Annotated in this window: 20 protein-coding genes, 1 tRNA gene and 2 rRNA genes; 4 read left to right on the top strand and 19 right to left on the bottom strand. The window is 62.2% G+C overall.

Annotated elements, in window-relative coordinates:
• Window positions 1-179 precede the first annotated feature (179 nt).
• Window positions 180-1,169, top strand: coding sequence for a GGDEF domain-containing protein (locus Q7F16_RS29800; RefSeq protein ID WP_046065592.1), 990 nt, complete (start codon window positions 180-182; stop codon window positions 1,167-1,169).
• A 149-nt stretch (window positions 1,170-1,318) separates the two neighbouring features.
• Here the strand turns inward: Q7F16_RS29800 and Q7F16_RS29805 are convergent, their stop codons facing one another.
• The 3 genes from Q7F16_RS29805 to gabD all read right to left on the bottom strand — a co-directional run bounded on the left by Q7F16_RS29805 (window position 1,319) and on the right by gabD (window position 5,560).
• Window positions 1,319-2,530, bottom strand: coding sequence for an HDOD domain-containing protein (locus tag Q7F16_RS29805; protein ID WP_046065591.1), 1,212 nt, complete (start codon window positions 2,528-2,530; stop codon window positions 1,319-1,321).
• A 138-nt stretch (window positions 2,531-2,668) separates the two neighbouring features.
• Window positions 2,669-3,946 carry a 4-aminobutyrate--2-oxoglutarate transaminase gene (gene gabT / locus Q7F16_RS29810; RefSeq protein ID WP_046065590.1) on the bottom strand — a complete coding sequence of 426 codons (1,278 nt, stop codon included), beginning with the start codon at window positions 3,944-3,946 and terminating at the stop codon, window positions 2,669-2,671.
• 171 nt (window positions 3,947-4,117) lie between these two features.
• Entirely contained in the window at window positions 4,118-5,560 is a 1,443-nt protein-coding gene (gene gabD, locus Q7F16_RS29815; protein WP_046065589.1) for an NADP-dependent succinate-semialdehyde dehydrogenase, read from the bottom strand.
• 349 nt (window positions 5,561-5,909) lie between these two features.
• Here gabD and Q7F16_RS29820 point away from each other — a divergent pair.
• Window positions 5,910-5,986 (top strand) — tRNA-Arg (locus Q7F16_RS29820).
• 62 nt (window positions 5,987-6,048) lie between these two features.
• Here Q7F16_RS29820 and Q7F16_RS29825 read toward each other — a convergent pair.
• From Q7F16_RS29825 to Q7F16_RS29845, 5 genes are all read right to left on the bottom strand, one after another.
• On the bottom strand, window positions 6,049-6,666 hold the full coding sequence (locus Q7F16_RS29825) for a hypothetical protein (protein ID WP_095963402.1): 618 nt from the start codon (window positions 6,664-6,666) through the stop codon (window positions 6,049-6,051).
• Window positions 6,663-7,235, bottom strand: a complete 573-nt coding sequence (locus Q7F16_RS29830) for an RNA polymerase sigma factor (RefSeq protein WP_079301891.1) — start codon at window positions 7,233-7,235, stop codon at window positions 6,663-6,665. The genes Q7F16_RS29825 and Q7F16_RS29830 overlap by 4 nt, the downstream gene beginning before the upstream one ends.
• Window positions 7,236-7,404: 169 nt before the next feature.
• On the bottom strand, window positions 7,405-9,078 hold the full coding sequence (locus tag Q7F16_RS29835; protein ID WP_409557302.1) for a vWA domain-containing protein: 1,674 nt from the start codon (window positions 9,076-9,078) through the stop codon (window positions 7,405-7,407).
• A gap of 149 nt (window positions 9,079-9,227) precedes the next feature.
• Window positions 9,228-9,809 (bottom strand): hypothetical protein, encoded by a 582-nt coding sequence (locus tag Q7F16_RS29840; protein WP_409557303.1) that lies wholly within the window; start codon window positions 9,807-9,809, stop codon window positions 9,228-9,230.
• 103 nt (window positions 9,810-9,912) lie between these two features.
• Window positions 9,913-10,914 carry a zinc-dependent alcohol dehydrogenase family protein gene (locus Q7F16_RS29845; RefSeq protein ID WP_046065585.1) on the bottom strand — a complete coding sequence of 334 codons (1,002 nt, stop codon included), beginning with the start codon at window positions 10,912-10,914 and terminating at the stop codon, window positions 9,913-9,915.
• 107 nt (window positions 10,915-11,021) lie between these two features.
• On the opposite strand from Q7F16_RS29845, the gene Q7F16_RS29850 reads away from it, so the two are divergent.
• Window positions 11,022-11,900 (top strand): LysR family transcriptional regulator, encoded by an 879-nt coding sequence (locus Q7F16_RS29850; RefSeq protein ID WP_409557304.1) that lies wholly within the window; start codon window positions 11,022-11,024, stop codon window positions 11,898-11,900.
• A gap of 9 nt (window positions 11,901-11,909) precedes the next feature.
• On the opposite strand, the gene Q7F16_RS29855 is transcribed toward Q7F16_RS29850, so the two are convergent.
• From Q7F16_RS29855 to Q7F16_RS29865, 3 genes are all read right to left on the bottom strand, one after another.
• Window positions 11,910-13,223, bottom strand: coding sequence for an MFS transporter (locus Q7F16_RS29855; RefSeq protein WP_014335930.1), 1,314 nt, complete (start codon window positions 13,221-13,223; stop codon window positions 11,910-11,912).
• 39 nt (window positions 13,224-13,262) lie between these two features.
• Complete coding sequence (locus Q7F16_RS29860; protein ID WP_018606597.1) at window positions 13,263-13,436, bottom strand: hypothetical protein; 174 nt, start codon at window positions 13,434-13,436, stop codon at window positions 13,263-13,265.
• Between the two features lie 155 nt (window positions 13,437-13,591).
• A complete protein-coding gene (locus Q7F16_RS29865; RefSeq protein WP_046065582.1) occupies window positions 13,592-14,152 on the bottom strand; it encodes a YbhB/YbcL family Raf kinase inhibitor-like protein in 561 nt (186 codons plus the stop codon).
• A 139-nt stretch (window positions 14,153-14,291) separates the two neighbouring features.
• Here Q7F16_RS29865 and Q7F16_RS29870 point away from each other — a divergent pair, with 139 nt between their 5' ends.
• Entirely contained in the window at window positions 14,292-15,824 is a 1,533-nt protein-coding gene (locus tag Q7F16_RS29870; protein ID WP_409557305.1) for an FAD-dependent oxidoreductase, read from the top strand.
• A 54-nt stretch (window positions 15,825-15,878) separates the two neighbouring features.
• Here the strand turns inward: Q7F16_RS29870 and pgaD are convergent, their stop codons facing one another.
• The 8 genes from pgaD to rrf (Q7F16_RS29910) form a co-directional block, all read right to left on the bottom strand.
• On the bottom strand, window positions 15,879-16,385 hold the full coding sequence (gene pgaD / locus Q7F16_RS29875; RefSeq protein WP_409557306.1) for a poly-beta-1,6-N-acetyl-D-glucosamine biosynthesis protein PgaD: 507 nt from the start codon (window positions 16,383-16,385) through the stop codon (window positions 15,879-15,881).
• Window positions 16,382-17,737: a poly-beta-1,6-N-acetyl-D-glucosamine synthase gene (gene pgaC / locus Q7F16_RS29880; protein ID WP_014335925.1), complete on the bottom strand. Its 1,356-nt coding sequence runs from the start codon at window positions 17,735-17,737 to the stop codon at window positions 16,382-16,384. The genes pgaD and pgaC overlap by 4 nt, the downstream gene beginning before the upstream one ends.
• Before the next feature lies 1 nt (window position 17,738).
• Complete coding sequence (gene pgaB / locus Q7F16_RS29885; RefSeq protein ID WP_409557307.1) at window positions 17,739-19,736, bottom strand: poly-beta-1,6-N-acetyl-D-glucosamine N-deacetylase PgaB; 1,998 nt, start codon at window positions 19,734-19,736, stop codon at window positions 17,739-17,741.
• A 12-nt stretch (window positions 19,737-19,748) separates the two neighbouring features.
• On the bottom strand, window positions 19,749-22,229 hold the full coding sequence (gene pgaA / locus Q7F16_RS29890) for a poly-beta-1,6 N-acetyl-D-glucosamine export porin PgaA (RefSeq protein ID WP_409557308.1): 2,481 nt from the start codon (window positions 22,227-22,229) through the stop codon (window positions 19,749-19,751).
• A gap of 246 nt (window positions 22,230-22,475) precedes the next feature.
• Complete coding sequence (locus tag Q7F16_RS29895; protein WP_409557309.1) at window positions 22,476-23,981, bottom strand: YdgA family protein; 1,506 nt, start codon at window positions 23,979-23,981, stop codon at window positions 22,476-22,478.
• 157 nt (window positions 23,982-24,138) lie between these two features.
• Window positions 24,139-24,774 carry a hypothetical protein gene (locus Q7F16_RS29900; protein ID WP_014335921.1) on the bottom strand — a complete coding sequence of 212 codons (636 nt, stop codon included), beginning with the start codon at window positions 24,772-24,774 and terminating at the stop codon, window positions 24,139-24,141.
• A 174-nt stretch (window positions 24,775-24,948) separates the two neighbouring features.
• A 5S ribosomal RNA gene (gene rrf, locus Q7F16_RS29905) occupies window positions 24,949-25,064 on the bottom strand.
• Window positions 25,065-25,171: 107 nt separating this feature from the next.
• A 5S ribosomal RNA gene (gene rrf / locus Q7F16_RS29910) occupies window positions 25,172-25,249 on the bottom strand; the annotation flags it as partial.

The raw sequence follows: 25,249 nt of genomic DNA on the forward strand, positions 1-25,249 counted from the left end.
ATCCCCTCGCCACAGGTTCAGCCCCCATAATTCAACTCGCTAAATCCCCCGCCCTTCGTCGCCTGAAAAGGAACTTCGCCCCAAATCCCCTATCTCAAAGAGCACTTCGCCATCCAGGCGGGTTTTGGAGAAAGCGCGTGCGAACCAACAGCAGTGCATGCTCTTTGAGATTTGTGCCGATGGTCGACAAGAACCTACAGGATTACTCTCTACCTCATTGGCCCGAGGCAGCCCAGACGCTCATGGCGCTGATGCATGCCCAGGGTGAAGTGGCGCGCCTGAGCGAGCGTGAGCAGTTGTTCAGCTCGTTGCTGGTCAGCGTCAATGCCGTGCTGTGGGCGTTCAACTGGGAAACCCGCCAAGTGCTGTATGTCAGCCCCGCCTACGAGCGGATCTTCGGCCGCCCCGCTGGCCTGGTCCTGGCTGACTTCAACGAATGGCGCGACGCAATCTACCCCGACGATCTGGAGTACGCCGAACGCAGCCTGGCCGAAGTATTGGTCAAGGGTGCCGTCGAAGACCGCGAATACCGCATCATCGCCGGCGACGGCCAGGTCCGCTGGCTGAGCGACAAATGCTTCATCAACCGCAAGGCCGAGCCAGGGCAACCGGTGATTGTGGTGGGCATTGCCGAAGACATCACCGAAAAGAAGCTGCTGGAAAGCGAACTGCAGCGCCTGGCGACCACCGACGTGCTGACCCAAAGCAGCAATCGCCGACATTTTTTCGAATGTGCCCACCGTGAGTTCGAGCAGGCACGGCTACAAGGCATGCCCATGGCGTTCCTGTTGCTGGACATCGATGACTTCAAGGTGATCAACGACACCTACGGCCATCAGGAAGGCGATACCGTGTTGCAGAGAATCGCCGAAAGCGGGCGGTCCGTGCTCCGGCGCGGTGACCTGTTCGGGCGGATCGGCGGCGAAGAGTTCGCCGCGGTGTTCCCCGGCTGCCCCCCGGACATGGCGCTGCAAGTGGCCGAGCGGTTGCAACGGGAAATCCAGCGCCTGATGTTCCGCTGCGGTGAACAGAATTTCGGCATTACCGTCAGCCAGGGCCTGACCGGCATTACCCCCGAAGACCAGTCCCTCGACAGCCTGTTCGCCCGCGCCGACGCAGCCATGTACGAAGCCAAGCGCAAGGGTAAGAACCGTATCATCGCGGCTTGATTGAGTTGTCCCGCCACTGATCAACTGTGGGAGCAAGGCTTGCCCGCGATAGCAGCGCCTCGGTGTCCACTTGAACCCGAGTTGCCTGCATCGCGAGCAAGCTTTGCTCCCACAAAGCCCGCTCCCACAGGGGTTAGGTGCTGGTGCTACTAACGGCGCAACCGCGTCAACTCCGGCAAGCCGATCTTCAGCAACCGCGCCGTACGGCTACGAGCGAGTTCTTCAAGGCCTTCATGGGCGGGCAGGTGCGCCATCTGCGCCGCCATGTTCATCACCAGCGCCTCGCGGGAATACACCCCACCACCCAGGCTATAGGCCGCCGCGATCAATTCACGCAACTCCAGCGGCAGGCGCCAGCGAGTGCGCAGCGCCGAGCCGAAGCCGGCGCCGTATTGATCGAGGGCGTTCCCGACTTCCTCCAACTCATCCAATTCGCCACCCGCCTGCGTCCATTCTTCCAGGCAACGCAGCAGCGCCAGATCGCCCAGGCGATGCAACAGCCCCGCGCAGTAACAACGCTCCGGTTCCAGATCCAGCAGCCGCGCCAGGATCCGGGCGTACTCGGCGGTGTGCAGCGATAATTCCCAGTAGCGCTTGGCATAGTCCGCCAGACAGGGAACGGTGAGCCGGGCGCAGCGCTTGAGGGTCAGGCCGAGGATCAGGTTCATGCTTTGCCCGGTGCCGAGCTGGTGCAGCGCCTGGGCCACGGTCTGCACCGGGCCGCCGCCCTGATGCTGGGCAGCGCTGTTGGCCGCCGCAATCAGTACCCCAGCGATTTGCGGGTCGGTGCGGATCTCTTCTTCCAGCAGTTTCAGATCCAGGCCTGTGGGGTTGAGACAGCGCTTGACCGCCACCTGCACATCGGTCATCAGCGGCGCGCCTTCGGACAGATCACGCCGACGCTCCAGAAAAGTTATCAGGGTCAACCCCGGCCCCGGAACCGGCGCATCGTTGGAGGTTTCTTCACCGCCCACCAACAACCCCTGCAAACGCTGGGTCAGGTTTTCCCGGTTCAAGGGCTTGGTCAGATACGCGGTCGGTGCCAGCGGCAAGACCTCACGCACGCTGGCGCTGTCGTTGCGCCGGCTCATCAGGATGAACGGCAACGGCGGCGTGCGATGCTGCTGGCGAAGGCCACGCAGAATCGCCAGGCCATCAACCCCCGGCAGCTCCCAATCGGCGATTACCAGGTCGTAGGGATGTTTCGCCAGCAAATCCAAAGCCTGCTTGCCGTCGCCACAGGTGTCCACCCGAGCATCGCAGCGCACACCCGCCAACACCTGCTCAAGCAGCTCGCGGGACGCCGGATCGGCCTCGGCGATCAACACACGGGGTACAGCGGGTAAATCCACAGCAGTCATGCAGCATGCTCCCTTGCCATACTTGCACCTTAGACGTTGGTGGCCGTTCCAGACAGCTCAAAATCCACAGGCAGCTTCGCCGATTATGAAAAAACCCGCCAGAAGGCGGGTTTTTGTGGATCAGCGCACAACCAGGACTCAGAGTTCGGAGAAGCACTCTTCGAGGATCGCCAGGCCTTTGTCCAGTTGCTCGTCCGGCGCGGTCAGCGGCACCAGCACCCGCAGAACGTTGCCATAGGTGCCGCAGGACAGCAGGATCAGACCCTTGTCGCGCGCCTTGGCCACGACTTGGGCTACCGCTGCCGCATTCGGCTTGTGGGTGTCGCCGTTTTCGAACAGCTCCACGGCGATCATCGCGCCCAGGGCACGCACTTCACCGATGACCGGGTACTTCTTCTGGATCGCCTTCAGGCCGGTCACCAGACGCTCGCCCACAGCCTTGCAGCGGTCCAACAGGTGTTCTTCTTCGAACACTTCCATCACCGCCAGCGCCGCCGCACAGGCGATCGGGCTACCGGCGTAGGTGCCACCCAGGCCACCCGGTGCGATGGCATCCATATACTCGGCCTTGCCGCACACACCGGCCAACGGGAAGCCGCCAGCGATGGACTTGGCGAAGGTGGTCAGGTCGGCGGCAACGCCCATCTGTTCCATGGCGAAGAAAGTGCCGGTACGGCCGGCGCCGGTCTGCACTTCGTCAGCGATCAGCAGGATGCCGTGCTGGTCGCACAAAGCGCGCAGGCGCTTCATGAATTCCTTCGGCGCTACGTAGAAACCACCCTCGCCCTGCACCGGCTCGATGATGATTGCCGCGATGTCACGCGGCTCGGCGTCGTTCTTGAAGATACGCTCGATGCTGGCGATGGAGTCGTCGATGCTCACGCCGTGCAGTTCGTTCGGGTACAGCGCGCGGAAGATGCCGCCGGGCATCAAGCCCATGCCGGCCGAGTACGGCACGACTTTACCGGTCAGGCCCAAGGTCATCATGGTACGACCGTGATAGGCGCCGGTGAACGCGATCACACCGGCACGGCCCGTGGCGGCGCGGGCGATTTTCACGGCGTTTTCCACCGCTTCCGAACCGGTGGTCACCAGCAGGGTTTTCTTGGCGAAATCACCCGGCACCTTGGCGTTGATTTTTTCGCACAGTTCCACGTACGGCTCGTAGGCCAGGACCTGGAAGCAGGTGTGGGTCAGCTTGTTCAACTGTGCGGTCACGGCGGCGATGATTTTCGGGTGCACGTGACCGGTGTTCAGCACCGCGATGCCGCCGGCGAAGTCGATGAATTCACGACCTTCAACGTCGGTTACCGTGGCGTTCTTCGCCGATTCGGCAAAGATCGGGTGAATCTGGCCAACACCGCGTGGAACAGCGGCGGTACGGCGGGCCATCAAGTCAGCGTTAGTCTTGCTCATTACAGTCCTCATTCGCCGCTCATCGGTCGGCGTGGCTCAAGGAATACATGGCGGGGAGGCAACTGCGACAGCATGCGATGATCGACTGCCGCAGCGTTCCGGCCACAAGAAACAGAACGGGTGAAACGCGCAAAGGGACAGCGCTCTCGTGCCCTTTGCGCTTGAAGCAGATCAGATACCCAGGCAGAGGTATTTGATTTCCAGGTAATCCTCGATGCCGTACTTGGAGCCTTCACGGCCCAGGCCCGAAGCCTTGATGCCGCCGAATGGCGCGACTTCGTTGGAAATCAACCCGGTGTTGACGCCGACCATGCCGTACTCCAGGGCTTCGGCCACACGGAACACACGGCCCAGGTCGCGGGCATAGAAGTACGAAGCCAGGCCGAACTCGGTGTCGTTGGACATCGCGATCACTTCGGCTTCGTCTTTGAAACGGAACAGCGGCGCCAGCGGGCCGAAGGTTTCTTCCTTCGCCACGGCGGCGTTCTTCGGTACGTTGGTCAGGATGGTCGGCTCGAAGAAATTGCCTTCCATCGCCTTGCCGCCCGAGAGCACGGTCGCGCCTTTGCTGACGGCATCAGCGATGTGTTCCTGCACCTTGGCGACCGCTTTGCCGTCGATCAAGGGACCGGTGGTGGTGCCATCATCCAGACCGTTGCCGATCTTGAGCTTGGCGACCGCAGCCTTGAGTTTTTCGGCGAACGCGTCGTACACCGAATCCTGGATGTACAGACGGTTGGCGCAAACGCAGGTCTGGCCGTTGTTGCGGTATTTGGAAATGATCGCGCCTTCGACGGCCTTATCCAGGTCCGCGTCGTCGAACACGATGAACGGCGCGTTGCCGCCCAGTTCCAGGGAGACTTTCTTGATGTCCTTGGCACATTCGGCCATCAACTGGCGACCGATCTCGGTCGAGCCGGTGAAGGACAGCTTACGCACGATCGGGTTGCTGGTCAGCTCGCCACCGATGTCGCCGGCGCTGCCGGTAACGACGCTCAACACGCCTTGCGGAATGCCGGCACGGTGCGCCAGTTCCACCAGGGCCAGGGCCGAGAACGGGGTTTGCGACGCTGGCTTGATGACCATGGTGCAACCGGCAGCCAGGGCTGGGCCGGCCTTGCGGGTGATCATCGCGGCCGGGAAGTTCCACGGGGTAATGGCCGCGGTCACGCCGATCGGCTGCTTGATCACGATCAGGCGCTTGTCGGGTTGGTGGCCGGGAATCACGTCACCGTAGATGCGCTTGGCTTCCTCGGCGAACCATTCGATGAACGAGGCGGCGTAGACGATTTCGCCCTTGGCTTCGGCCAGTGGCTTGCCTTGTTCCAGGGTCATCAGGCGACCGAGGTCGTCCTGGTTTTCGATCAGCAATTCGTACCAGCGGCGCAGCTTGTTGGCGCGCTCCTTGGCGGTCAGTGCACGCCAGGCAGGCAGCGCCTTGTCGGCGGCTTCAATCGCCCGACGGGTTTCGGCGGCGCCCATCTTCGGCACAGTGCCCAACACTTCGCCCGTCGCCGGGTTGGTGACCTTGATTGTCTGACCATTGTCCGCATCGACCCAAGCGCCATCGATGAAGGCTTGCTGGCGGAACAACTGGGTGTCTTTAAGCTGCATGTCGGCTTTCCTTAACAGCACCGCGCGCACGCGGAGCGTATTAGATTTGTAGAAAGGCGCCTCGGGGGCTGCCGTCAGGGAAATCATTCACCGGGCTGAAGCACAGAAATAACGCACAAAAGCACAGACGTGCGGTTCAGCACCCAGACAAGAGCGTTTGAAATCTCAAACGAATCCTAGGGCCGATAGGGGTGAAGGACAATAGGCTGTTCGAAAAAAAGAACGAAAAAACCGAATTTGCCCGCTTTTTCTGATCAGCGTAGCCGATGCCCGCCCAGCCTTATGAAAACACCGGCAAATCAGCAGCATGGACGCCCGCGATGCATATGAGTATCATGGCGCCCGCGTCGCACCAGTAGCTCAGCTGGATAGAGTACTGCCCTCCGAAGGCAGGGGTCGTGGGTTCGAATCCCGCCTGGTGCACCATCTTCAGAATCAAAAGCCTCAGGTCGCAAGACCTGGGGCTTTTTTGTGGGCGCTGATCTTACTCAACGCTTGCGCAACGCCTCCAACCGCGCAGGCAAGTCCTCCTCGGGAAAGCGCTTATGCAGCGCCAGCAGTTTCTCATCAGCCGCCTTGCTCTCACCCACCTCGCGCAAACGCAGGATTTCCATCAGGCCCTGCTCCAGCGATGGCAGTGCAGCGGGCGCCGATTTGCTCATTTTCGCCGCAGGCTTTTCCGCCAACGATTGCATCGGGCTTGCCGGGGCGCGGGCCAGTTCGCCCTGGGGCGCCATGCGGGTGATCGGTGCGGGGGCGGGCATGGCCGGCGGTGGTGCAGCGGCAACGGCGGGCGCTTGCCGATCGGCGGAAAACTCCATCGAAGCGGGTGCGGACAGTTCCTCGTGAGGCACGGGCGAACGCAGCACCAGGCCGATCATCAGCGCCACGCCGGCGACCGTGGCGAATGCCATTTGCCAGCGCGGCCGTTGGCAGGCCTGTAGCCAGCGCTGCCACAGGCTTGGCGCGGGCGTCGGGGCTTCACGGCGGGCGGCGGCCAGGATGAAGGCGTCCAGGGAGGCCGGCGGCTCGGCGCTGGCGTGCTGGCGGAAATGCTCGATCAGCATTTCATCATCGGGGGCCGGGGTGTGTTTAGGGTCGATCATGCGGGTACCTCCTCGGCCAGCAGTCGATGCAATTTCTGCTGGGCGTAACGCAAGCGGCTCTTGACCGTTTCCAGCGGGGCGCCGGTCAAGGCGGCAATCTGTGGCAGCTCCAGGTCGCCGTGCAGGCGCAGCAGGAAGACTTCCCGCTGATCTTCGGGCAAGGCCTGCAACGCGGCGTCGAGACGCGCCTGATCGCGACTCAGGCTCAGCTGTTGCTCAGGGCTGCTGGTGTCGTCGGGTTGGACGTGAAGCTGCTCGTCGTAGCTGTCGTGCAACGGGTTGTGGACACCCTGCTTGCGCCAGTGGTCGATCAAGCGGTTGCGGGCAATCTGGAACAACCAGGTACGAAAACTCGCCCGGCCTTGTGGCTGGGTGGTGCTGCGAATCAGGCTGAGCCAAGTGTCCTGGAACACTTCTTCGGCCAGTTCGGCCTTGTTGCTCAAGGACACCAGGAACCGGTAAAGCCCTTGCCGATGGCGGGCGTAGAGGACTTCGAAAGAAGCCCCATCGCCATTGCGGTAGCGGGCCAGCAGCGATTCGTCGCTGGGAGAATCAAGCGCAGCGGGCATGTCGGTGACGAACTCCTTTCGATGTAGAACACGGTCTTGCAGATTGCAGAGGACTCTGTGGGAGCCGGGCTTGCCCGCGAAGGCGGCGTGTCAGGCGAAACTGCTGTGCCTGACACGCCGCCTTCACAGGCAAGCCAGCTCCCACATTTGATCCCCGTCGTGGCCAGGATCAGCGCTTGGCCGCAGGCTCGAGGCTCTGGGCAAGCTCCACCAACTGCACAAACTCGGCACGCAGCCCAAACGGATCATCACCACGCGCCGAGCGAGCCAATTGCGCGGTGTCCTTCAAGCTCATCGTCCCAGTGTAGCGCCCGTCCCCCTTGAGCTGTTGGGCGAAGGCCGCCACGGCGGCCGAGAAGCGCAGGTCATCGCTGGCCTTGTCTTCGTCCTGCACGCCCGCAATCGGATGCTCGATCAATCGACTGCTACCGCCCTCAGCGGGTTTGTAGCGTACGCGCAACATCGCCAATTCGCCTGATTTACCCTCCGACTGGGGCGTGCTGGCATAGCGCAGCGGCTCCAACCAGCCCGGCTGGCCCTTCGGGACAATTTCATACAAGGCCGTCACCGTATGCCCGGCACCGATCTCGCCCGCGTCGACCTTGTCGTTGTTGAAGTCCTCACGCTTCAACGCGCGGTTTTCATAACCGAGCAGGCGATACTCACTGACCTGGGCGGGGTTGAACTCCACCTGCAACTTCACATCCCGCGCCACCACCGCCAGGGTGGAACTGAGCTGGTCCACCAAGACCTTGCGCGCTTCGAGCAGGTTGTCGATGTAGGCGTAGTTGCCGTCACCGGCGTCAGCCAATTGCTCCATCAGGTGTTCATTGTAGTTATCCACACCGAAGCCCAGCGTCGTCAGGGAGACGCCGCTTTTACGCTGGTCCACCGCCATCTGCTTGAGGCTGTCGAAATCACTGACACCGACGTTGAAGTCGCCATCGGTGGCCAGCAGGATCCGGTTGATGCCTTTGTCGATAAAGCTTTCCCGAGCCATCTGGTAGGCCAGTTCGATACCCGAGGCGCCCGCGGTGGAACCACCGGCGTCGAGTTGATCGATGGCGTTGCGGATGGTCACCTTGTCGCGCCCCGAGGTGGGCTTGAGCACCACCCGGGATTCACCGGCATAGACCACCAGGGACACCCGGTCCTGGTCACGCAGTTGGTCCACCAGCAGCTTCAGCGTGCTCTTGACCAGCGGCAGCCCTTCGCGACGGTCCATGGATCCGGAAACGTCCACCAGGAAGACCAGGTTGGCCGGCGCCAGATCCGCCACGGCGCGGTCGCTGGCCTTGATGCCGATGCGCAGCAAGCGGGTGTGAGGGTTCCACGGCGATGGGGCCACCTCGGTGGTCACGCCAAAGGGTGAGCCGTCAGTGGGCAGGGCATAGCTATACGGAAAATAATTGACCATTTCCTCCAGCCGCACGGCACCTTCGGGGGGCAGGCTGCCTTGATTGAGCAAACGTCGCACATTGGCATAGCTGCCGGTGTCGACATCCACGCTGAAGGTCGAGACCGGCGTTTCGGCCACGCTGTGAATCGGGTTGTCCGGCAGTTTTTCGTACTGTTCACGCGGCTCGGCACGGTACCCCCCGGCGATGGCATCGTTCGCCACGCTAGGAGCGGGCATCGCTGCCGGCTTCATGAGCATGCGCTTGACCGTCGACTGGCGCACTTCGGCGATCTCGCCTTGCGGCACAACACTGGGCGCCACGGCTACCGGCTCGGAGGGCTTGGCAGCCTCCCGGGAAGACAACCCACAACCGGCCAACGCCACCAGCAAAGTCACGGCGAAGCCCTGGGCAGCAGGACGCATAAAGGGAAGTGGACGGAACATGGGCTGAACCTCGTGAATGAATGATTCCTACACAGGGTCAGACGCAAGGCACACGAGGTTCGGGTTAACGACCAGGAAATTTTTTTGGCGCGCTGAAAAAAACCGGGCTGGCCACCCCCAAAGTGGCCAGCCCGTTGCAGCAGGTATTGTCAGCGGGACGGAATGCCCCGCAGATCATCGGCGATGAATCCGCTCAAATGGCCGGTGTAATAGTCTTCGACATTGGAGTTGCCTCTGTTCGTCAGCGCCCCCGTCATGCCTTTCAGGACCTCAAGTTGCCCGATTGCCCCACCCGGCATCAGCCCCTGGCGGGCCTGGGCAAAGTGCAGCACCTCGACATCGGCCTTCCTCACCTTGACCTGATAATTGAAATCGACACTGGCCAGATACGTACCGTCAGCGACGATCTTGTTCATGAAACCACCTTGGGTGTCCTGAATACGGCGCGCATAGACGGCGTTGACGTCCAGCAGATAGTCAGCGGTTTCCTTGCTGGAGGCATAGCGATTGCCGTCGAGCAGACGGACGATCAGGTCGGTGTGCAACTGGTCACGGACTTTTTCGTCGGGCAGAAAGCGTTCGTTTTTGCCGACGACTTCAACGTTGAACGTGTCGATCCAATAGGTGGCGGTCTCGGGGATCGCCACCGGCGCAGGGGAAATGTAGTAGTCGGGCTTGGAAGCGCAACCTGCCATAAGGCAGAGAGCCAGCAAGAGGGTAAAAACTCGCATGTTTGAATTCGTCCTTGAGAGGTAGCGGCATAATGGCGGCTGCATTCTACGGGGTTTGAATGAGCGCTCAAGTTGTTTGGCCCTGACGGAGTGCGGTCCCGTCTCACTCAATCCCAATGTCCACTACCGTTTTCCCCGCCCCACGCCCCTCGGCTACCTGGGCAAAGGCCTCATTGACTTGCTCCAGGCCAAACCGGCGCTGATCCAGCTTGATCCGCAGTTGCCCTGACTCCACCAGAGCGGCGGCCTCCCGCAAGATCTGACCATGATGCTCTCGCCCCTTGCCAGTCAGCAGCGGCATCAACGTAAACACCCCGGAATAGCTCGCCCCTCGGAACGACAACGGCGCGAGGCTGTGTTGGCCCCAGCCGAGACAACTGAGCACATGGCCGGTGTAGGTCTTTACCGCGTTGAAGGACGCATCCAGGGTCGGGCCGCCCACGGTGTCGTAGACGATGTCGAAGCCTTCGCCATCGGTGTATTGGCGCACGTAGCTGTCAGTGTCCTGGGTTCGATAGTCGATGGCTGACGCGCCCAGTTCGCGGATGAAAGCCTGGCTGTCGGCCGAGCCCGTGGCGTAGACCTCGGCGCCCCGGGCCTTGGCGATTTGCACGGCCATTTGACCGACGCCGCCCGCCCCGCCATGAATCAGCACCTGTTGCCCGGCCCGAACGTTGGCCCGATCGACCAAGCCTTCCCAGGCCGTAATGAATGCCAGCGGCAAGGCGGCCGCTTCGCGCATGCTCAGTGAGCGAGGCTTGGGCGCAATCAGGCGGGCATCGACCGCGATGTATTCGGCCAGCGCGCCTTGGGCCCCGCCGATCCCGCCGGCCATGCCGAACACCTCGTCGCCAGGCGCGAAGTCATTCACGCCCTCTCCCCGTTCAACCACCGTTCCGGCCAGGTCAATCCCCAACACGGCGGGCAGCGGCTGGCGTGCGTGGGCCCCGCCTCCCGCCGCGATCTTGGTGTCCAGCGGGTTGATTCCGGCGGCATGCACCTTGATCAATACCTGACCTTTGCCGGGAATGGGCCGGGAGATGGAACGGACAATCAGCGCAGCCTGAGCGGTTTCGGCAACGGCGGCGGACATGGTGTTGTTCATGACGGTAAACCTCCAATGAGTGGGCAGGCTCATAGTGCGAGGGAAGACGCATTCCGATAAGTGAGCAACAATGGATAGGATTTATTCCAGACAGAGATCAAATCCTGATGGATCTGTTCGACGCAATGCAGGTGTTCGTGCGGGTGGTGGAGCGCGGCTCGTTCTCGGCCGTCGCCAGGGAACTGAACCTGGGCCAACCGGCGGTGAGCAAGCAGATCCGTGCGTTGGAGCAACATCTGGGCGGGGCGCTGTTCGCCCGCAGCACCCGCCATCTCGCGCTGACCGACCAGGGGCAGCGCTTCTACGCCGAAAGCAAGGACATACTCGCCAGCCTGGACGCCGCACGGCTCAGTTTCGCCAGTGGGCAGGAACAGATCGCCGGCCTTCTGCGCGTGGCGGCGCCCGTCAGTTTCGGCCGCTTGTGCATTGCACCCTTGGTGGGCGAGTTCCTCGCGCGTCACCCACAGCTTCGGATCGACTTGAGGCTAAGCGATCAGAACGAGGATGTATTGAAGGAGAACATCGACCTGGCCATTCGCATTGGCGTGGTGAAAAGCGAAGGGCTGGTAGCGATCTCCCTCGGCGACAGCCCGCGCCGGGTGTACGCCTCCCCCGCCTATCTGCAACAGCATGGCACGCCCCTCGCACCGGCTGATCTGGCCGGCCATAACTGTTTGGCGTTCACGCTGCTGGAGCATTACGACGTCTGGCGGTTCGACCTGGATGGCCGCCAGTACAGCGTCACGATCAAGGGCAACGTCACCTGCAACAGCAGCGAGGCAATCCGGGAAATGGTGCTGTCGGGGCTGGGCGTTTCGCTGTCACCGCAGTGGTTGTTCGCGGCCGATGTTCGCCAGGGAACCGTCTGCACCGTGCTTGCCGATTACCAGCCACTGGCGCTGCCCATCAGCGCCGTGTTCAGTCAAGATCGACGACGCTCGGCACGAACCCGGGCCTTTGTGGATTTTTTGCGCGAGCGTCTTTAAACAGCCGGGTCAGGACTCACAGGCCAATGACGGCTGCGCAGCCTTCCCATGCCGCCCGGGAAAATACGCCGCCGCGGCCACGCCCACCGCGCCCATCACACCGCAATAGACTACGCACACCCATGGGCTCCACGGCACCAAGGCGATCAGCATCAGCGGCGTCATGCTGGCCCACAGGGCATAGGCGATGTTGTAGGTGAGCGAGATGCCGGACACGCGGATCTTCGGCGGGAACAGGCTAACCATGACCGAAGGCACCGCACCAACCACGCCGCAACCCAGGCCCGCCACGGCGTAGGCCAGGCCCAGCCAGGCGCTGCCGCTGATCAGGCTGGCGTAGAGCACGGCAATGCCCACAGGCAGCAGCAGGCTGTAGAGCATGACGGTGCGCCAGGCGCCGATGCGGTCGACGATGAGGCCGGCCAGGACACAGCCGATGTTCAGGAAGACGATGCCCAGGCTGCTCAGGGCGAACGTATGGCTGGGGGTCATGCCGAAGCTTTTTTGCATCACGGTCGGGGTGATGACCACGAACACCACCACGGCCGAGGTCAGCACACAGGTCAGGATCGCGGCAGGCAATAAGGCCTGGCGATGGTCGCGCAGGACCGTGCGCAACGGCAGTTCCGCAGCGCCTTCGCGATTGGCTTGCAGGGCCATGAAGATCGGCGTTTCGCTCAGCCAGCGACGCAGCCAGACGCCGATCACGCCGAAGACCCCACCCAACAGGAACGGCAGGCGCCAGGCGTAATCGAGAATCTCTGCCGGCGTGTAGATCCGCGCCAGCGCCGTTGCGGTCAAGGCGCCCAGCAAGTAGCCGAAGGTCAGGCCGGCCTGGAGGAAACCCAGGGCATAGCCGCGATGGTGCAGCGGTGCATGTTCGGCCACGAACACCCAGGCGCTGGGCACCTCACCACCCACCGCCGCGCCCTGCAGGATGCGCAGTGCCAGCAGCAACAACGGCGCGAAATAACCGATTTGCGCGTAGGTCGGCATCACGCCGATGAGCAGGCACGGCAAGGCCATCATCAGGATGCTCAGGCTGAACACGCGCTTGCGTCCCAGGCGATCGGCGAAGTGCGCCATGAGAATGCCGCCCAGGGGCCGGGCCAGGTAGCCGGTGGCGAAAATCCCGAAGCTTTGCAGCAAGCGCAGCCAATCGGGCATTTCCGGCGGGAAGAACAACTGGCTGAGGGTCAGGGCGAAGAAGACGAAGATGATGAAATCGTAGATCTCCAGCGCGCCTCCCAAGGCGGCCAGGCCCAGGGTCTTGTAATCGGATCGGCTGAATCGGTCACCGGGTAGAACAGGGGTGGCAGTCATAGGCAGAGTTGAACAATAAGTTTGAGAGAGGGCGACGGCTCAGTCGTCGCGATCATGGTCCACCGGTTGAACCGGTGGCTGGCCTGGCTCGGCGTCTTCGGCCTCGTCGACAGGCAGGAAATCCTTGCGGCTCTGGGCGATGGCCCGGCGTATCTCGTCGCCCTTGGTGGGGCAGTTCAGGAGGCGGGCGATGCCGTCGGGTTTCTGCGTCATCGCCATCCTCCGGCATGAGTGAACAGGGGCTCGATAGTGCTCGCTTTTGGCGCGTGATGCCAATGTTGCGTCGGGGCGTCAGCGCCACTGTGGGGGGCTGCTTCACGCCCAGCGGGAGCAAGCTCCCTGGCCACAGGGGGTTTGTGCTGTTCGAGTCAGCGGTGATAGCGGCGCACTACGCTGCTGTTGCGCAGGACGTGGCCTTTGATTTTTTCCATCAGTTGGACGCGGGTGAGGTCGGCTGGCAGGGCTTCCGGCGGCAGGTCCAGGGCGAAAAGCTGGATCAGGTAGTGGTGAGCGCTGTCGCCGACAGGCGGGCAAGGACCGATGTAGCCGTGGGTGTTCTTGCTGTTGATACCGCTCATGCCTTCCAAGGAGGACTTGGTACCGGCGCCCGCCGGAATCTGCCGCGTTGTGGCCTTGATGCCGTAGTGGATCCAGTGGTCGACACCTTGGCCCCTTTGACCGTCCGGGTCCAACATGACGATGGCGTAGCTGAGGGTGCCGGGCGGGCCGGCGTTCCAGCTCAAGGCCGGAGAAATGTTCTTGCCACCACAGGTGTTGGCATCACTGGCTGCTGCCGCCGTGAAGAGGCGGTCGTCCGACACACCGGGGATGCTGAGGGTAAAACGCTCCTCGGCCTGGACAACTCCTTGTGCGCACAGCACCAGGGCGACGGCCGCCAGCCAAGGGGAAAGAGAGTTCAATCGGGTCATACCTGGGCACCTTGTGCGTGTCTGGCCATGGACGGCTTGCGAACTATAGCCGCAGCTTCGCCAAGGGTGCAGTGACAATTACGCTGAAACTCGTTCCGGCCCTGGGACTCCAAAGGGAAACGCCTGCCGGAGAATGACCATGTCTCTGCATCAAGTCGCCCGTTTCGCCGACGTTCGTGAAGACCGCGGCCTCGAAGTCAAAATCGACGACACGTCCATCCTGCTGTTGCGCTCCGGCGTACAGGTACGCGCCTTCCAGGGCAAATGCCCGCATGCCGGCGCACCACTGGCCAAGGGCGCGGTGTGCCATGGAAGGTTGATTTGCCCGTGGCACAAGGCCGCGTTCCGGGCTGAAGACGGCGCACTGTGTGAACCGCCAGCCCTCGACAGCCTGGCGCGCTATCACGTCGAGGTCCGGGACGGTGACGTCTGGGTCGACGACCAACCACTGCCAACCGATAAAGTCCCGCCGGCCGATGACCCGCGCACGTTTGTCATCATCGGCGCCGGTGCTGCCGGCACGGCTTGCGCGGCGGCCTTGCGCGAGAAAGGTTTTGGCGGACGAATCCTGATGATCGACCGCGAGGCCGAAGCCGGCTACGACCGTACGGTGCTGAGCAAGTATGTATTGGCCGGCGACATGGCGGTCAACGAGACGGCGCCGCTGCGCGATGAAACCTATTTCACCCAGCAACGCATCGAAAGGCTCCATGGCGAGGTCACCCATTTGGACCCCGACGCTCGGCAAATCCAGCTCGCCGATGGCCGGCATCTGGACTACGACGCCGCGCTGATTGCCACTGGCGGGGTACCCAAGACGCCGGCGTTGCCCGGTATCGATTTGCCACAGGTCTTCGTGCTGCGTTCGATCGCCCACGCCCGGCAGATTCTCGACACGGCCCGGCCCGGGCAACAGGCGGTGATCATCGGCGACAGTTTCATCGCCATGGAGGTGGCCTCGTCCCTGCGCAAGCGCGAGCTGGACGTCACCGTCCTGGCCCGGCATCCGGTGCCGTTCGCCGCACAATTGAGCGAGAGCGTTGGCCAGGCCATCCTGGCCCGACACCGGGCCAATGGTGTGGTGTACCACACCGGCGGCGAAGCGGCGCGTATCGAGGGCGCGGGCAAGGTCGAAGCCGTGGTGCTGGCTAACGGTCAGCGCGTTGCCGCGGACCTGGTGATCATTGGCGTCGGGGTGCGCCCGGCTACCGAGGCCTTTGCCGGCTTGCCACGGGAACAGGACCAGTCACTGTCCGTCGACGCGGGCATGCGAGTGACTGACGGCTTATGGGCTGTCGGTGATATCGCCACCTTCCCCCTCAACGGCCAGCCCCAGCGCATCGAGCATTGGTGCCTGGCCCAGCAACAGGCGCGCATTGCCGCTGCGAACATGCTCGGCGGCGACGAGCACTATCTGGACGTGCCGTTTTTCTGGACCTATCACTTTGGCAAACGCTACGACTATCTTGGCCACGCCGAGCACTGGGACGAAGTGGAATTCAAGGGCACGCCCGAGCATCCGCCCTTTATCGCCCTGCTGGGCAAGGACGGCCTCGTTGCCGCCGCCGTGGCCTGTGATGAAGGCAGGGCCATGGCGGCGTTGGCCCAGCGCATGAAACAACCGTTGCCGGTGGACGAGGCATGGCGGCTGATCCGGGACTTCTCGTCGTAGACCCATCTCACATCCCCCAAATCCCCTGTGGGAGCGAGCCTGCTCGCGATGGCGTCAATGCACGGACTGATCGGCCGGCAGGTGAATCACGCGGGGCCGCTCCAGCGGTGCCAAGGGAGGTGGTTGCAAGTCGGGGCTGAGCAAGTGGAAATGCGCCACGACGTGGCTGATGTCGCCGTCCTGGTTGTTATGGATGATCTTCGAGCCAGGCTGGCGCAGCGTGTCCAGGCGCTCGTCGGTCAACTTGAAACTGGCGCTCAAGCCCTGGTCATTCACTACCGGGGCCGGCAACCGACGCTGGGCGAAGCTGCGGCTTTTGCGCTGTTGGTAACGCGCCCAGGTAATCAATAGCACCGCGTTGACCAACGCGATCCAGCCATAGACCTGCAAGGTCCCCAGGGTATCGAACAGGGACCCTCCCGGGCGCGAACCGGCCTGGCTCGCGAACAGCGGCCACAGCCCATTGGCCAGCAAATACAACAGCCCCACCCACGCCAGCACGGTAAAAAACGCATCGATGAGCACCAGAAAAGGCCGTTGCCGGGTCCTGATAATTTTCATCGGATCACTTCCTCTTCCTGATCATCGAACGGTTTGATACCGCGATCCGGACTGACCCAGCGCGCACGCTTCTGATGCTGCCCGAACAGCACTTTTGGAAAACTCACCAGGGTGGTGAAGAGGCTGATCAGCCAGAACACCAACGGATACCAGACCACCCAGAACATGATGTGCCACAGGCCTTTTTCGTAGCGCCGATCGATCAGGATGCTCACCGCGAACTGCAGCAGGCACACCACCGCCAGCAGCAACCCGGTGAAGGCCGGCGGCATCAGGTGATCCACGGCGATGGCCGCAGGCATCTCGACGAATTTGCCGGCGCCCCAGAAAATCACCGACAGCAAGAACGTGAACGCCCAACCGGTGGACAGGCAATATTCGAACAACAGCGGCCACAGGTAGCGGTGGCGGTATTGCCAGATGCCACGGATGTTCTTGAACAGCACTTCCGCGCCACCCTGGGCCCAGCGCAACCGTTGCCGCCACAGGCCACGCAGGGTTTCGGGCATGAGGATCCAGCACAGCGCGCGCGGCTCGTAGAAGATGCTCCAGTGATCCAGTTGCAGCTTCCAGCTGATGTCGATGTCTTCGGTGATCATGTCCGGGCTCCAGTAGCCAACCCGGTGCAGGGCGGTACGCCGGAACGCGACGATGACGCCGGACACGGTGAAGATCCGCCCGAACACCCGTTGAGTGCGCTTGATCAGGCCGATGATCGAGGAGAACTCGCCAACCTGGACTCGGCCCACCAGGGTCGAGCGGGTGCGGATGCGTGGGTTGCCGGTCACCGCGCCGAGGCGGGCGTTGTCCAGCATCGGCGCCACCAGGTAAGCACAGGTGTTCGGCGCCAGCAGCGCGTCACCGTCGATGCACACCAGGTATTCGCTGCGCGCCGCGATGGCGCCCATGCGCAGGGCCACGGCCTTGCCCTGGTTTTCTGCCAGGTGCAAGACGCGCAGGCGCGGGTCTTCAGCCGCCAGCTGATCGAGCATCTGGGCAGTGTTGTCCTTGGAGCCGTCGTTGATGGCGATGACTTCGATGTTCGGATAATGCTGGCCCAGCGCCGCGTGAATGGTGTCGGCGACGTTATCGCCTTCGTTGAAGCACGGGATCAGGATGCTGATCAACGGCTCGCCGGCCAGGGGCGGTGGCAAGGTGTCATCCTTCCACGGCCAGTGGCGCTCCCAGTGCAGCCAAAAATACAAGCCGCCGGCGATCCACAGCCCGGACATGAACAGCGGGTAAAAGAACACGAAGTCCATCAGGAATTGCCCGGTGACCAGGAAGATCAGGCCCAGGGGTACCCCAAGGACGATCGCCAGCACCAGCAGGGCGAGCAGTCTGTCGAGCATGTCAAGGATTCCACTTGTTGGAGAGCGCAGGCCGCACGGTTTTCACAGCGGGCTGGTCTTCGATGAAGTTGTCCGGGTAGTAGCCGAAGCTGGTCACGCCTTTGCGCTTGAGGCGCCCCATCCAGTCGGCCAGTTGTGCGCCATCGATGTCGCTGACCGGCTTGCTGTGCCAGTCCCGGGCCTGCAATTCGAACACCGTGCGCTTGAGCGCGCCGGGGCGAGCCTTGACGGTGTCCACCAGGCGTTCGAGCCAGGGGCCGGACTGTTCGCGGGTCTGCTTTTCCATCAGCGGCATGGCCATCGGTGCCGTCCAGTCGTAGGCACCGAGGAAGTCATCGAGGTTCTGGGCGAACCAGGCTTCGCTTTCCGGATTGAGCATCGGTTCGGCAAAGATGTTGCGCGCCGTCAGGATCTGCGGACCGCGAACCGCCCGGACCTTGGCGGTCAGCTCATGGGTGAAGTCGATCAGGTAGCGGCTCTTGAAACGCGTCCAGCGCTGCATCGCTGCCGGATCATCCCGCAGGGCGCCGATGGACGTCGGCAAACCGTGGGCGGCATAGACTTTCAGGGCCGCGGGGCTGGCGTCCTCGAAGTCGGAGAACACCGCATCGTCATGGTACAGAACGCCATCCAACGAGCTCATCCGCGCCAGGTCCTGGTAGATCTCGCCGATGACCTTGCGCACGTTCGGGTCGAACGGCGACAAACGCACGTACTGGTCCGGGGCAACGCCTGTCTTTCCGGTTTCCGGATCCCAGCGCTGTACCCGCGAAAGCTTCGCGTCCAGGGCGAAACTGAGCACCGGCATCCAGGCATAGACCTTGGCATTGGCCCGGGTACGCAACTGCCATGCAACCCGGTCGAACAGGTCGGCGCGTACCGGCAGGTGACGGTTGGGGAAGTACAACGAATGCACGAGGCCGTCGCCTTTCGGGTCGGCGAAGGCTTGCAGGAACACCGTATTGGCGCCCAGGTCGGAGATGCGCTGGACCAACTTGCCGACGTTGGCTTCCTGCTGCACCGGGTCCGAGTCGTAGACGTAATCCAGGTCGACATGCACCACACGCATCGGGTCCATCGTCTGTACGGAGACGATGCTTTCGGCGAAACGGGCGCCATCCGGATCGGACGCCACCAGGAAGCGTGGACCACTCATCAAGTTACCCAGGCTGTCGAGACCGTCCTCCAGGGTCAGGGCCATTTGATAGCCTTCGCTGCCAATCACCTGCAACGCCGTGCCGTCGGCTTCACCGTAAGGCCAGACCCAGACGCGCGGGCTGTAGCCGGTGACCTTGCGAATTTTCTCGGAGATGGCCGCCACGTCCTTGTGCAGGCGAGCCTGGAAATCGGCCTCGGTCTCATAACGACCGGTGACGGGGTCGTAGCGCCGGGTGGTCGCGGCGGGTTGCTGGTTGCCTTGCGGGTTGGCGAGGATGCCTTTGTGGTTGGCATCGGTGTGGGCGGCGATTTCCACCAGGCCCGATTTGGAAACCTCGCGAATCTGTTCCCAGGTCAGGAACTCGGAACGCTTGCGCGGTACCCCGGCGAAATCCACCGTTTGATTCAGCGGCGTGTCCACCCAACTGCCGACCGGGGCGAGGATCGCCGGCCAGTTATAGGCGCGCAGGATGGGCATGACGCGGGTGTAGAAGCTTGAGTAGCCATCGTCGAAACTCAGCAGCACCGCACGCGGCGGCAGTTCCGGGCCGCCATTGCGGGCGGTGATGATCTGATCCACCGTGACCGGCTGGTAGTTGTTTTCCCGCAACCACGCCAATTGTTCGATCAGCCGTTCGGTACGCACGGCCACCAGCGCCTGGTCCGGGTCGCGGTCGTCGACATCGTGGTAGGCGATGCCGAGCACATGGTTCTTTGGCCACGGGGCGTCATTGGCTGCCAGCGGGCGTTGCGAGGGCGGCGTGAACGCCGGGGCTTGCTGGGCACAAGCGCTGATCAGCAAGGCCCCCAGCAGAAGGATGAATCGCGAAATGACAGGCATCTTCAAACTCTTCTAGAAGCGATAGGTGAGGTCGACAAGCAGGCGCAGATCGCTTTCGCGATCGCCGTCGTAGGGGCGGTTGAGCCAGCTCAGCGCGGCACCGGCCTCCAGCACGTCGTTCCAGATGAAACGCTGGCCGTAGCTGAGCAATCCCATGGCCGCGGTGTTGTAGTCGCGCTGGCTGTAGGTACCGGCACCGACCTGGAACTGCTGGCTCCACGTGGTCTCGTAGCGGCGGTACAACACGTGGTTGGCGCTCACGGTCGGCATGACGCTGAAGTCCGATTTCGGATTGAAATAAGGCACTTCGTTGGAACCGCTATTACGGCTGGCACCCACTTCCAACCCCAGTTCCACTTGCAGGCGCGGCGCACTGTAGATGCCCTCGCGACCGGTCAGCTGGGTTTCGAGGCGGTTGTTGCCATCGCTGAAATGGGACGGGCTGACAGCCAGTCGCCACTCGCGACTCTCATTGGCACGCCAGCGTACGAAACCGCTACCGCCGTTGGCGCGGATGCCACTGTTGAGCGCCCGCAGCGGGGTATTGGCCGAGAGATAATCCAGGCTGCCGCCGTACTGCCAGTGGTCGTCGATGTCCCGGGCCACGGCCAGGCGCGCACCCTGCTTGTCGCCGGAGCCATAGGAGTGATTGGAGACCTCCGCTTCCAGCGTCATGTCCCGGGTGCGACGCTCCACACCCAGGCGCTGCCAACGGTGGTGGCCGGTGCCTTCCTCGAAATCACCAGTGGCGTAGCCGGCGCCGCCGAACAGCCGCCAGTCTTCATCGATGGGCGGGCTGTAGAGCAGCGTTTCAATGCCAAAATCCCGGCTGCCAGTGACGGCACCGGCGTCACCGCTGCCACCGCCATAGCTCTTGCCGGTGTAGGCCTCAATGCGCAGTTCGGCCATGTCGTGTACGTCGCGCTGGCGTTGCAGGCGTTTGACATGGGCATTTTCCGGATAGCGGGCGACCACGTCGTCGGTCAGTGCATCCATCTGCCGCCATTCCTGCAAATCCATGGCGGCGCGGGCCTGGGCGATTTCCAGGTCACGGTTGCGCGGGATCGTGGCCTCGACTTCCTTGAGCAGGTTTTCCGAACGGCGCGGCCAGTCGCGGGCCTGGTACAGATCGGCCTGGGCCAGGCGCATGCCGGTGTTGCCGGGGCCTTGGTTGACCAAGGTGTCCAGGCGCGCTTCGGCAGAAGGCAGGTCGGCGCCGTAAGTGCCGGCCTGGGCGGCGAGTTGCTGGGCGTCCATCCATTCATCGTTGGGGTTGCCGATCGGCAGGCCCTTGAGCTCGATGCGTGGGCGCTGGTTTTTTGCCATGTCTTCGGCCAGTGCGCGGGCCTCTGCGGACTTTTCACTTTCCAGCAACGCGTAGTAGAGCGCGGTGCTGTCTTCAAAGCGCTCCGCAGGATCGGCATCCGGCGCGATCAGAATCCGGCGGTACAGTTCGACGGCGATTTCCGGCTCACGCTGCTCCAGATAGGAAGAAGCCACCCAACGCAGGGCATACGTGGGAATGCTCACGCCCTCGGCGATCAGCTTCTGGTATTCGGCAATCACTTCAGCCCGACGGGCGCGGGCATTGAGCGCGCCCATGCGATCGATGCGCCAACGGAGTACGTCGTCATGGGCCTCGGCCACCGGGGTCCAGGTGGCGAGCAGCTTGTCGTAGTCGGCCAGGGCGCGGTCGGCAATGACGAAGCGCTCCTGTTCACTGCGACTGGTCATGTCCGCCAGGCGCACCCGTTCGGCTGCTACGTCACCTTCCAGGCGGCGCTGCACACCACGATCGATCAGCCCCGGCTGCAGACGCGCCAGGCGCAGCGCCGGTTCGGGCAGCCGCGCGCGTTGCAGAGCGTAGATGTATTCGCGTGCAATCTCTGGGCTGTTGCCCGCGCGGGTGAAGGCCTGGTCGTATTCGAACAGCGCTTCGTGGGGGTTGTTGGCGCGGGTCAGGGCATAACCCAGCGCCAGTCGACGCATCGGATCTGCCGGTTTGGCGGCGACCATGGCCTTGGCGCGGGTGACGGCTTCGTCGGGCTGACCGCCATCGGCCTGGGTCAAGGCCAGGCCGAGTTGCAGGTCGGGGTTCTGGGGATCGATCACCAAGGCCTGGCGGTACAGCTCTTGCGCCGAATCCCAACGCTTGAGGTTTCGATAGGCGCGAGCCGTAGCAGTCAGCGCCTGGACAGGCAGCGCTCGATGGCGGCCCTGGGTCTCATAGACCGTCACCACCTCGGCGTCGAGGCCAGCCCAACTGGCGATCTGCAGGTGGTCGCTGATCTGCGCAGTGCTGGCCTGGCCAGCCGGCACCTGGCGCAACGCGGTCAGCGCAGGCGTGTAATGGCCTGCACGGGCGTCGAGCACCATTTGGTCATAGGCGGTATCGGCAAACGCCAGCATCGGCCAGCACAATTGGCTGCACAGCGCGACGCGAAACAACGGGCGCAAACCACGTTGAATAAAAGGACCCACAGTACGCCGCATTCGTCAGCATCCTTACATGGCCAGCCGGGTCGCAGTGCCCCCTTGCCCATCAAACAGGAAGCCGGATCAAAGGAATCCAGCCAAGCTCTAATGGGCCTAGTCTTGCACTCTCAGGCGGGTCATCTTCAGGAACGCCACAATTCTTCAGAATCGGTACAGATTTCGGCGCTGGGCTGATCGATGGGCGTAAAAAAACCCGGCCCATGCATCATGCACGGGCCGGGTTCTGGATGTCGCTTGAACGGCTTACTGGATGGCGACGCCACCACCCAGCTTGCTCATCACGAATGCCGTGAATTGCTCAACGGTCATCTTCTGGCCGTTGAAATCGACCTGATTGTTGGCGTAGTGCAGCTTGGTGACAACATCGTTGCCTTCAAGCGTTGCCAGTTCCGAACCGACCGCCATGGCGCTGAACATATCGCTGGTGGCAGTGGCCTGGTCGGCGATCAGCTTGGCATCGGTCTGGCCTTCCATCTGTGCCTGTACGGTCATCAGATCCACCAGCATCGGCTTGGAGACCTTGAGATTGAAGTCCAGCAGGGCGAGCAACTGACGTCCCAATTCATCCGGTGGCAAATCCATGGACTGCGGCTTGGCCAGATCAACGATCAGGCTGGCCCGGCTTTCACCGTTGGCGGTGTTGAACGACAGGTTTTCTAGCGCCACTTGCGGAGCGCCGGCCAGCAGTTTTTCCAGATCAGCCTTGACCTGCGCTTCTTCAGCTTCGGTCAGGCTCAGCTCTGGCGCCGGCTCACCGGCTGCTGCGGCCTCGGCAGCCACTTTTTCGTAGGGTTGCAGCTTGGTCTGGTAAATCTGCATCAGCGACATGGTGGCCGGGATGTCCAGATTCTTCAGACTGACAGCCATCTGCGCCGAACCGATGGTCTTGTCGTTGAACGACAGCTCACCGATCTTGTAATCGGCACGCCCCGAAGCGCTGGTACCGTTCTCGCTGCTGCTGTTTTTCATTTCGAAGTTCTTCAGGCCCAGCACCGACTTCGGCTCGCCAAAAGTGGCCTTGGTGCTGCTCATCAGCAGGGTGTTGTCACCCATGTAGTAACCGTAGGAGCTTTTGCTCAGGTTGCTGGCCAATGTCAGGCCGTTCAGCTCGACCTGTACTGGCGTCTGATCTTCGGCGACGGTGGTCAACTTGAGACTGTCCATGTAGCCATCGGCCTTGACCTTCTGGCCTTGGGCGCTGGCGGCCAGATCGATTTTCAGGCCGGAGAAAGTGAGCTGGGACTGCTCATCCAGCTTGGTGTCCAACGGCAGCAGCTCGTAGGTGCCATTGATGGACTCGTCGTAACCCAGGTTGACCACACCCTTGAGCGGGGACTGGTCCTTGGTCGCAGCGAACCACTTGTCAGTCAGGGGATTGCGCTCGAGAGCGGTGTGACTGGTGGCCATCACCGGCAGCCACTTGAGCGTAATCAAGCGCGAGAATGGTAACGGGCCGTGCTCGATCTGGTCGACGAAGAGCAGCTCAACCGACTCACCGCCGAATATCTCGCCTTCGCCTTTGAGACGGTAGTGGGCGGTGCTGCTGAAGGTGCCACGGTCCATGGAAACCAGCTCCAGGGCGGCAGTGCTGTTGGACCCGGCCAAGGCTGTCTGCATTTGCTTATTGCTGTCGGCAATAGCGTTTTTCAACACGCCTTCAAGTTTGGTCCCGGTGTACCAGGCGCCGCCCGCGCTGATAGCACCGACAGCCACAACGATTCCCAGAAGTACGCTTGCTGATTTATTCATGAGTGACCCGATCGATATCCATGGTTGAAGAAAGCCGTCGTCTTCCGTGACCCGCGAAGGGTGTGGCTCGACGCCGCAAAGAGGAGGGGAGATTACCATCAGGCACCCCTGCGGGCCCAATGTTTAAAGGGGTAAAAACGTTTTCTTGCGAGGTGGTCTACGAATATTGGACTTCGATCTCGTCGAGCTGATGGTCGAAAGTCTTGAGGCGGGCCGTCCAGGTGTACACCAGCACTTCGAAATCGCGATTGATCACCGCCGCACCCGAGGAGTCTGAGTGTGAATCGCAGAAATCCAGTTGATAGCGCTCACGGGCCATGGCGTTAGCCACGTCGCACAGCTCTCGGGCGTTGTTGAGCCAATGCCAGCCGTCCTGGGTGATTTGCTTGTCCAAGGCAGCGCATTGGGTTTTCAGGGCTTCCAGGCTTTTTTCCAGTGGGGTACCGGTGAGCTCCCCCATAACTTCCTGGAATGTGCGGCCAGGCTGCCAGTAACTGCCCCAGAAATAACGGTCGAACACCGTTTCGACGCGACGCAACGCAACCTTGGTATCCCAAATCAGCACCAGGGTCTTGCCTTGCTCGAGGTGTTTTTTCTTGATGCGCTGGCCCTGAAGCGATGCCCAGGCCACGATTGCAATGGATATCACGCCGATCAACGCCGCCGCGCTATCGAGGAACAACAGCGCTTTGTCGATCTGGTGAGTGAGCATGACGCCATAGAAATAAGTGGCCGAAAGCAGCAGCAATGCCGCGGTGGCACACCAAAAGCCGGGAGCATAAGGGTTTTTCATTATTGGAATCCCCATGACCAGTGACGTCGCGGGCCCTTGGTCGCCAAGGCCCGACTCTCACAGCATAGCAACGGCATTGGGGGTTTGCCGGGGCATGAAGGGCTTGATCCGATTACCGGCCCAAAACGACAAAACCCCTGGCTGCTGATGCAGACAGGGGTTCTGGGAATTCAATCTTGACGATGACCTACTCTCACATGGGGAAACCCCACACTACCATCGGCGATGCATCGTTTCACTGCTGAGTTCGGGATGGGATCAGGTGGTTCCAATGCTCTATGGTCGTCAAGAAATTCTGTGACCGACCCGTTCAACAGCAACGTGTCAGTAAAATCGATGATTTCTACTAAAAACAAAACCCCTACCTGCATCAGCAGATAGGGGTTTCGGAATTTAATCTTGACGATGACCTACTCTCACATGGGGAAACCCCACACTACCATCGGCGATGCATCGTTTCACTGCTGAGTTCGGG

The sequence above is a fragment of the Pseudomonas sp. Lb2C2 genome, from assembly GCF_052112205.1.
Classification (GTDB): Bacteria; Pseudomonadota; Gammaproteobacteria; order Pseudomonadales; family Pseudomonadaceae; genus Aquipseudomonas; species Aquipseudomonas kilonensis.